Consider the following 8155-nt stretch of genomic DNA (forward strand, 5'->3'; position numbering starts at 1 on the left):
TAGCCGTTGGCTCGCACACATACTTGTATCACGCAACTAATTGATTGACGCAAGTAAAGGTGAGTCGAGTGGATGAGGACGGGCTGTCGGTCGAGGCGATCGCGATTCAGCTCACCCGGCTGCAGCGAATGCGCGATCGGACCGCGGCGCAGCTGCGCAGCCGGGACGGCGTGGATCCTGCCGCCTTCGCGATTCTGTTCCGGCTGCTCTGTGACGGGCCGATGCGCTCGGGCGAACTCGCCGACGCGGTGCATTCGGATGCGTCGACGGTCAGTCGGCACATCGCCCATCTGGTCGAACGGAAGCTGGTCGAGCGGCAGGCCGATCGCAATGACGGCCGCGCCACCGTGTTGGTCGTCACCGAGCACGGTCGGGACGTCGCCGAGCGGATCCGCAGGCGTCGGCACGAAAACCTGACCCGGGTGATGGCGGCCTGGACGCCGCAGGACCGGGCCACCTTCGCCGGGCTGCTGCGGAAGTTCGTCGACGACTACGAGCAGGCCAAGCCCGCCATGATCGCGGCCATCCGCCAGGACCAGAACCTGTACGACCTCGAGACGGAGAAAGATTCGTGACCGCACCTGCCACCGTGGCGGAGCCCACAGGTTTCACCCACAGACAGATCCTGACCATCATGAGTGGTCTGCTGCTCGGCATGCTGCTTGCCGCGCTGGACCAGACCATCGTGTCCACCGCGATCCGCACCATCGCCGACGATCTCGACGGCTATTCGATGCAGGCGTGGGCGACCACCGCCTACCTGATCACCGCGACACTCGCGACACCGCTGTACGGCAAGTTGTCCGATATGTTCGGCCGCAAGCCGTTCTTCATGGCGGCGATCTCGATCTTCGTGGTCGGTTCGCTGCTGTGCACGATGGCGCAGTCGATGTACGAGCTCGCGGCGTTCCGCGCATTCCAGGGACTCGGTGCGGGCGGCCTGATGTCGCTGGCGCTGACCATCCTCGGCGATATCGTCAGCCCGCGCGAACGCGCCAAGTACCAGGGCTACTTCCTCGCGGTCTTCGGCACCTCCAGCGTGATCGGCCCGGTGCTCGGTGGTGTGCTCGCCGGACAGGACAGCATCCTCGGAATCAGCGGCTGGCGCTGGGTCTTCCTCGTCAACGTGCCGATCGGCCTGATCGCGCTCGGCGTCGTCTCCAGGGTGCTCAAGCTGCCGAAGCGGCCGCATTCCACCGACCGGGTCGATTGGTGGGGTGTGCTCGTGCTCGCGGTCGGACTGGTGCCGCTGCTCATTGTCGCCGAGCAGGGCCGCGAATGGGGTTGGGGCAGTGGACGATCCATCCTCTGCTATGTGATCGGTGTGCTCGGTGTCATCGGGTTCGTGCTGGTCGAGAAGACAATGAAGGATAAGGCGCTGATTCCGCTGCGGATGTTCGCCAATAAGACCTTCGCGCTCGGCGTGGTGATCTCGGTCGTGGTGGGCTCGGCGATGTTCGGCGGTATTTCGCTGCTGCCGCAGTATCTGCAGGTGGTGCGCGGATCGAGTCCAACGTTGGCGGGTCTGCAGATGTTGCCGATGGTGCTCGGGATGATGACCGGCTCGATCGTATCCGGCCAGCTGATCTCGCGTACCGGTCGTTACCGGATCTTCCCGCTCATCGGCGCGACCATGTTGACGCTGGGCCTGTTCCTGCTGCACTTCGTGAATGCCGACAGCCCACTGTGGCTCGCGATGATCTTCATGGCAGCCACCGGATTCGGGCTCGGCAATCTCATGCAGCCGCTCACCATCGCGGTGCAGAATGCGTTGCCGCCCAAGGATATGGGCGTCTCCACCGCCGCGGCCACCTTCTTCCGGCAGATCGGCGGCACGATGGGCGTCGCGGTATTCCTGTCGATTCTCTTCGCGCAGCTGACGCCGAACATCTCCACCGAGATGAAGTCCGCGGCCACCGATCCGGCATTCCAGCACGCCGTGGTCGAGGCCGCGCAGAGCAGCAATCCCGCTGATGCCGCACTAGCGAAAGGTCTACTCGCGCAGGATACTTCGGCAGCCGCCGGGGTGCTGAAGGACAGTTCGATCGTGCAGCAGCTCAGCCCGGAACTGGCGCGCCCGTTCAAGGTCGGTTTCGCGGAATCGATGTCGACGGTATTCCTGTCGGTGACCGGTATGGCCCTGCTCGGGCTGATCCTGGTGCTGTTCTGGAAGGAAGTGCCGCTGCGAACCGTCGGCGGAATCGAGGCGGCCAAGGGTGAGGCGACGGCCAATGGATCCGATGCTCTCGAGCGCACCGGATTGTCGACCACGGGCCGGGAAACCTCGAATCCGTCCGCGGAGACGGTGGATGCCGTGGTGAGTTCAACGAACGGTGTCAAACCGCAGACAACGGGTGCCGCTGGTTCGGCGTGAATCCATCGGATGTGCCCGCGCCCGGTGCCCGTAGGTGCCGGGCGCGGACGCCGGGGTACTGACCTATTTCTCGCCGAGAGCGGAAGCGAATTCTCGCCGTACCGCGAATTCTATCGCCGTCGGGGCATATTCGAAGGCTAATTCTTCAACGCCCGAATCATATGCACGAGCGTCTCCGCGCCTGCTTGTATCGTTTGCTCGTCTCGGCCCAATAGTTCGAACTCGCCTCGCCAGCCGTCAATAGTTGCAGACAGCAGGGCGTATTGCGTCGGGGCGGTTGTAAACGGGGGTAAAGCCTGCTGTGTCTGCGGGGTATCCGTTACAGAAACATCGTCAACCATCAAGGTGCGTGGAGTTCCGGCTCCGGCAGTAGCAGACGGAGTGACCGCAGGAGGAGCGTCGAGGAATATATATCCGAGATAATCCGAGTCATCCGCAGTATGGTAATCACACCCATTTCCGGTACCGATTTTCTCGGTCAGTGGCTTTGTTGCAATGACGCCCACGCGAAGGCTTTCGGCATGAAACTTCGTGGCATAGAACTGCTTCGGGAAGTCGCATAATTCCTGGAGCGTGTGATTACTTCTTTTAATCTCGCTGGGACTGTCGGTATGAGATTTCGGCAGCAGCCCGCAGCTCGGAAGAATAAGTGCAAGCAGTACCAAAGGTATGGATCTCAGGTTCATTCTGCCGCCGTCCACGCTGGAGTCGGATCATTGGTATCCAATTCGGTCGAGGCGCTTTGCGGCCAATGATCGTTATAGATCCCTTTCGGGTTGCTTATAGAGAACTTTATCTTGTTGATACTTTCCACTTCGGCCCGGAGAGCAGTCGTTAGGGTCTTCATGAACGTCACTACATTGTCGGTTGCAACTTTAAGTAGATCGATCGCATCCGAAATTCCCCACGGCGTTTCGAAGAAGCTGGCTATCTTGGTCAAAGCTGCCGCGAAAGAAGCCAGGAAACCGGCCAATTGTCCGGCCACATCGGTGTAGTACTGCCACGCCGCGTTGGATACCGAAACGAGGCTTGTGTTCAAGGTGTCACAGATAGTCTTTACCGAGTCCATCGCGGTGTCTTGGAGCAGCCGCTTGTTGAGGTACCGATCAGCGGCAGTTCCTTTCCAATAGCCGGTCAGGTTGCCGCTGTTCACCTCGTCGTTCTGCGCCTCTCCGATCTTGGACTTGAGTTGTAACCAGTCTCCGCTGGTTTGCAGAAAGGCGATAGGTGCTTTTGTGGCTTCGATGGCATCGGAGAGGTCTTGGAGAAGATCCCGGATCTTCTTCTTGATCTCTTCCTTATTATCGCTCATATAACCAGAGAAGTCATCCTTGGTAATTGCACCGTAAGCTCCGCCAATCGCTGCTCCGACGCCCGGAATAGGGATGATTGCGTTACCCTCACTTGCTGCGGCGGCTATCGCGGCCGTGTTGAACGCATTATCGACCTTGTCGGGTTGATTCTTGACTTCCTCGACTTTATCCGAGAATGTCTGCAGCGCGTCGTTGATGTCCTTCAGGGTCTTGTCGGCCCCCATTATTGTCCTCCGTCGAGCTTGATCAATGTGCCTGCGAACCTACTGTCTTGCTCGTAGTAGACATTGGCAACATGCATTAGGACGGAACCGATCGAGTGCGCCTCATTACTTCCCTCTGTAAGTCGATCGAACATATATTTTGCAGCTTCAACCTGCGCGTCCCAGACATCTTGAAATATCGACCATTTGATTTCTTTGTGGCCATTTTTGATAGTATCTGCCTGTGCTGCGGCCTGACTGAGTGCTGTGCTTGCATCTCGCCATGCATTTGCCGCAGATCGTAAATGATCCAGGTCCACCTGGAAATTGGTCATCAGAGGTTCCCTGTCAGATATTTCTTGTATGCTCGAAGTTCATTTTCGAGATCTTCGTCGTCACGATCAGCCCAAGATCCACTTTCGTGGAAGCGTGGCCGTTGTTGACGGATTTGGTTTGCGCACTCGACGATGTCGTACGCAATATAAGATGGCTGCGTAGACGCCGCCCATCTGGCATCAATCGAAATGCTGAGAACACGAGAAAGATTCGCAGTCACGGTGACGGAAGGTATTCCGAAACTAGTTGTCGCTGCGGTTCCGATAAACTCCGCGTGCCCTCGAGTGGCCCGTTCGATCGTCTCAAATTCTGTCAGCGATTGCGTATCGAGCAACGTGATGATCTCGGCGCGACGGGAGGGGCGGGCACTAAGCGCGCTGAAGTTTCCTGTAGCAATGATGGCAGCATCGCGTATCCACAGCGCTTTGTAGTAGCCGGTCATAGCGGCAGTCGAGAAGTCGCGTGCATCCAAGTGGCTGTGCAAGTTTCGGTTCACGTCGACCTGGGCAGGTAGGCGGCCGTCGTCGAGTGTCATCTCGAATAGCCCCACCCCGATCAAAGAGGTAGTCATGTGTTATTCACTCCCCTTGCTATCCAATCTCTCGTTCAGTCGAGCGCTGCTCCCGAGTCCGGTTGGCAGCGTGAACGACCTCGGTACCTGACTTCGCCAGCGCCGGTGGTGATCCCGCACTGCGAGGGAATGACAGACGCGGACGCATCGTTATCAGTCCGGCGCGTGTCGGCCAACTGTTCCCCCTCATTTGATCTTCGACACCGATCCTATCGAGGAATCAACAGGTTAGTGCGGCGTCCAGGTCACTCCTGCTGTATCGAGCCTGGGGCTTGGGAATTCCGTCGAACGCAGTCGAATTATGGTCGCCCACGGTGTGTTCGACCGCCATATCACCACGGCCGGCGACCGGCCTGAGCTATCTCGACGCGCCAATAGGCGGACCGATCGGCAGCGAGACTGGGTCTGTCCGGTTCTTGCGTCCCCGGTTGATGTCGACCCGCCTGAACCCTTACATGCTGACGGGTGCACATGACCGGCGGTGAACGCAATGATCTCGGAGTTGCGGGAGCCCGAGCAGCGGGGGCAGTGGCGGGCATCGAGGGCGGGCCGGGGCAGATGGTTGTTTCGCCGAAGGCGGAGCGGGGGCGTAGGAAGACGCGGTCGAGTTGGTCGACGGGGCCGAGGTCGTGGGCGCGGCGGACGTGGCGGCCGCGGTCGGCGGTGGTGGCGCTTCAGCTCATCGAAGTCGGCGATCTCGGTGCGATAGTCCAGTGGATAGGGCATGCGGGCCGGTTCCGAGCGAACCCGTCCGAAGCGAATCGCGCCCGGCCCCGGCCGTCGTCAGGGCTGGGCGCGACTCCGTTTCAAGGTTCCAGATAGAGGCGTTCGTCGGGCAGTCTGGGTAGTCCGGTGGCGTCGCCGGGGATGACCTGTACCGCGCCGAGGTAGTGGCGGGCCTGGTGCTCGAGTACGAAGATCAACGCGGCGGTGACACAGGCGGCGAAGTCGAACCGCGCGCCGTGCAGGAAAACGCTGAGGTGTACGTCGGACTCGCCCGGTCGTGGCGACCCTGCTGTCATTGTGTCTCCGGTGGCGTCACCCGGATACCGAAGTCAGCGCGGTCGTCCACCACGCGGGTGCCGATCCATGGGCATCCGCCGGGAACAATCGCGTCGATGGTTCCGGAATGCGCGGCGATCTTGCCTTCCACCAGGCGTGCCCAGGTCATGCAGAACCGGGATGGACACGTCACTTCGACCAGCCTCCCGGTGCGCCGGTCGAACTTCCCGACTCCGTACTGGGACAGCTTTATCCATGGACCGCAGTCGCATCCGCACTTCTTCATCCCCATGTTCCCGTCCGTGCGTAGTGGGCCGGTCTTCCCACGGTGACGCGAATGCGCGGCGAATAGATTCGCGCTCGAATGCTGTTCTGATTGTGGATGATTCGGGTCGGCCGAGCGGAAATCGGGCGCACGTTGGTCACTTTCGCGAAGTCCCGGCTTCGGTCCGGTCGAGGTCCGCGGACCGGAATCGGGTAGTCCTGATCCGCGCGAAGTTCCATTCGGCTTGTCCCCACGAGGAAACAGGCCATCCACACGCCGACGACGGCGGCGGTGATGAGTAGCACGTGCCACAGGTCGTTCATCGACATTCCCCCGTACGCCACCACCGCCGGCTTCGCGCAGGCTTGTGTAGCGAGGTCTCCCACGGGGGTTCCCGAAGCGCCAGCCCCATGGTTTCGAGCGCGGTGAGGCCGACCAGACCAGCCATCATGCCGACGACCGCCACCGCCTCGACGACCGCCACCGCCTCGGCGGCCTGCATCGCCGCTGTCGCCTGCACCGTGGTCAGCGTCCTACCGGGCAGGTAGGAGACCACCCAGCAGCTATCGCCAACACTTTTTGCCTGATGCTCGGACTGGTCGCTGGTCATCAGCGATCCGCCGACTACGTGTACCGCCATGGCTCCCCGATCCGCTCGGCCCTGCCGATGCAAGCGCGTACTGTGGTATTGGATACGGAGAAGAATAAATCACTTGATTAAAGTATTCAATACGTAGATGAAGGTTGCCGTGTGTCCGTGCTATACGGTGATCACGGCTCATCCCAGGAAGGATCGACGAGATGGCACGGACGTCTCCCACCGTTGCTGGCTGGGAACTCATGCTTCGAATCCGCAAACAGGCTGACGCTCGCGGTGAGAAGTCGAATGCCGTCGCCCGGGCCTTGGATGTCAGCCCGCAGTACTGGTCGCAGCTCGTCAAGGGCAAGGGTGTGCTCGGCGAGGACAAGCTCAAGACCCTGATGAATCTGTTGGAGTTCGACGCCGACGAGCAGGCAGAGCTACTGGTCTTGCGAGATGTCGCCAAGGGGCGTGGCCCATATGCGGAGTACTCGGCCCTTTTCAGCGAATCACTGATGCGGTTCTACGGCCTGGAAGACGGAGCCCAAAGCATCCGAAGCTTCGAGAGCGGCGTGATCCCTGGCCTGCTTCAGACCGAGGACTACATTCGCGTGCTGATGAAGGCAAACGTCACCACCGGACGGCCGACCGAGGTCGAGCAGCGCGTCAGTACGCGACTACAGCGTCAGCAGCGCCTCAACGAGCCTGATTCCCTCCAACTGTCGGCAATCATCGGACAGGCGGCCTTGATGTATCAGGTGGGCGGTCCGGATGTGCATCGAGCACAGCTTCGACATCTCCAGCGTCTGGTGGATCAGCACCCCGATACGCTCGATCTGCGCGTGATCCCGTTCGAAGCTGGCGGCGCGATCGCGAGCCTCAACGCCTCGACGTTTCATCTGTTGGATTTCGAGAGTGCACGTCTGCCGACGTTGGGCTGGGTCGAATCCGCCGCCTATGGCGAGATCGTCGAGGATCCCAAACGCGTCAACGACCTCGACTACCTGTACAACCAGGTACAGCTGATCGCTCTCGACCCAGGCGACTCGCAGAACTTGATCGACCGAATTGCAAGCCAGATAGGATAAGCACTGTGAGCACACCCTTCTTCAAATCTACTTTCAGCGGAGGGGATCAGACCTGCGTGGAAGTTGCCCATCGAAGCAGCGCCGTGCTCATTCGCGACAGCAAGTACCCGAACAACACCTCGCCGATCATCACCGTCCCGGCTGAACACTGGGCGATGGTTCTCGATCTGGCCCTTGGTAAGAACTCGGGCACGGTGGCCGATATCCTCACCGTGACAGTGGATCAGGACGGCGGCGCGACCCTCAGCAGCGACAGCGTGACGCTGGTCTACAACGCCGACGAATGGGATGCCTTCGCGAAGGGTGTTGCCGACGGCCAATTCGACCGCCACGAGTGAACCCGGACAGCCGTAGCCGTCGAATCCTCTTGCTGCGCTGAGCTTTTGCTGTTCGGTAAGGTAGTTAGTGTGAGCACTACGTGGT

General features: G+C 60.4%; 11 protein-coding genes. 4 read left to right on the forward strand and 7 right to left on the reverse strand.

Going from position 1 to position 8155, the window contains the following annotated elements; all coding sequences use genetic code 11:
• The first annotated feature begins 68 nt into the window (after positions 1–68).
• A complete protein-coding gene (locus ON44_RS02450; RefSeq protein ID WP_051181368.1) occupies positions 69–575 on the forward strand; it encodes a MarR family winged helix-turn-helix transcriptional regulator in 507 nt (168 codons plus the stop codon).
• Positions 572–2374 carry an MDR family MFS transporter gene (locus tag ON44_RS02455; protein WP_281005000.1) on the forward strand — a complete coding sequence of 601 codons (1803 nt, stop codon included), beginning with the start codon at positions 572–574 and terminating at the stop codon, positions 2372–2374. The genes ON44_RS02450 and ON44_RS02455 overlap by 4 nt, the downstream gene beginning before the upstream one ends.
• Positions 2375–2511: 137 nt before the next feature.
• On the opposite strand, the gene ON44_RS49855 is transcribed toward ON44_RS02455, so the two are convergent.
• The 7 genes from ON44_RS49855 to ON44_RS02485 all read right to left on the reverse strand — a co-directional run bounded on the left by ON44_RS49855 (position 2512) and on the right by ON44_RS02485 (position 6704).
• Entirely contained in the window at positions 2512–3060 is a 549-nt protein-coding gene (locus ON44_RS49855; protein WP_157187033.1) for a hypothetical protein, read from the reverse strand.
• Positions 3057–3911 (reverse strand): hypothetical protein, encoded by an 855-nt coding sequence (locus ON44_RS02460; protein ID WP_040686106.1) that lies wholly within the window; start codon positions 3909–3911, stop codon positions 3057–3059. The genes ON44_RS49855 and ON44_RS02460 overlap by 4 nt, the downstream gene beginning before the upstream one ends.
• Positions 3911–4225 carry a hypothetical protein gene (locus tag ON44_RS02465; protein ID WP_040686107.1) on the reverse strand — a complete coding sequence of 105 codons (315 nt, stop codon included), beginning with the start codon at positions 4223–4225 and terminating at the stop codon, positions 3911–3913. Before ON44_RS02465 ends, ON44_RS02460 begins: the two co-directional genes overlap by 1 nt.
• Entirely contained in the window at positions 4225–4797 is a 573-nt protein-coding gene (locus tag ON44_RS02470) for a hypothetical protein (RefSeq protein ID WP_040686108.1), read from the reverse strand. The genes ON44_RS02465 and ON44_RS02470 overlap by 1 nt, the downstream gene beginning before the upstream one ends.
• 806 nt (positions 4798–5603) lie before the next feature.
• Positions 5604–5819, reverse strand: coding sequence for a hypothetical protein (locus ON44_RS02475; protein ID WP_040686109.1), 216 nt, complete (start codon positions 5817–5819; stop codon positions 5604–5606).
• A complete protein-coding gene (locus tag ON44_RS49860) occupies positions 5816–5968 on the reverse strand; it encodes a hypothetical protein (protein ID WP_157187034.1) in 153 nt (50 codons plus the stop codon). Before ON44_RS49860 ends, ON44_RS02475 begins: the two co-directional genes overlap by 4 nt.
• Before the next feature lie 415 nt (positions 5969–6383).
• Positions 6384–6704: a hypothetical protein gene (locus ON44_RS02485; protein ID WP_040686111.1), complete on the reverse strand. Its 321-nt coding sequence runs from the start codon at positions 6702–6704 to the stop codon at positions 6384–6386.
• 200 nt (positions 6705–6904) lie between these two features.
• On the opposite strand from ON44_RS02485, the gene ON44_RS49865 reads away from it, so the two are divergent.
• Positions 6905–7732, forward strand: a complete 828-nt coding sequence (locus ON44_RS49865) for a helix-turn-helix domain-containing protein (RefSeq protein ID WP_373283118.1) — start codon at positions 6905–6907, stop codon at positions 7730–7732.
• Positions 7733–7737: 5 nt separating this feature from the next.
• Entirely contained in the window at positions 7738–8070 is a 333-nt protein-coding gene (locus ON44_RS02495) for a DUF397 domain-containing protein (protein WP_157187036.1), read from the forward strand.
• Positions 8071–8155: the final 85 nt, after the last annotated feature.

Origin of the sequence: Nocardia vinacea NBRC 16497, from assembly GCF_000308835.1 — a bacterium.
GTDB classification, from domain to species: Bacteria; Actinomycetota; Actinomycetes; order Mycobacteriales; family Mycobacteriaceae; genus Nocardia; species Nocardia vinacea.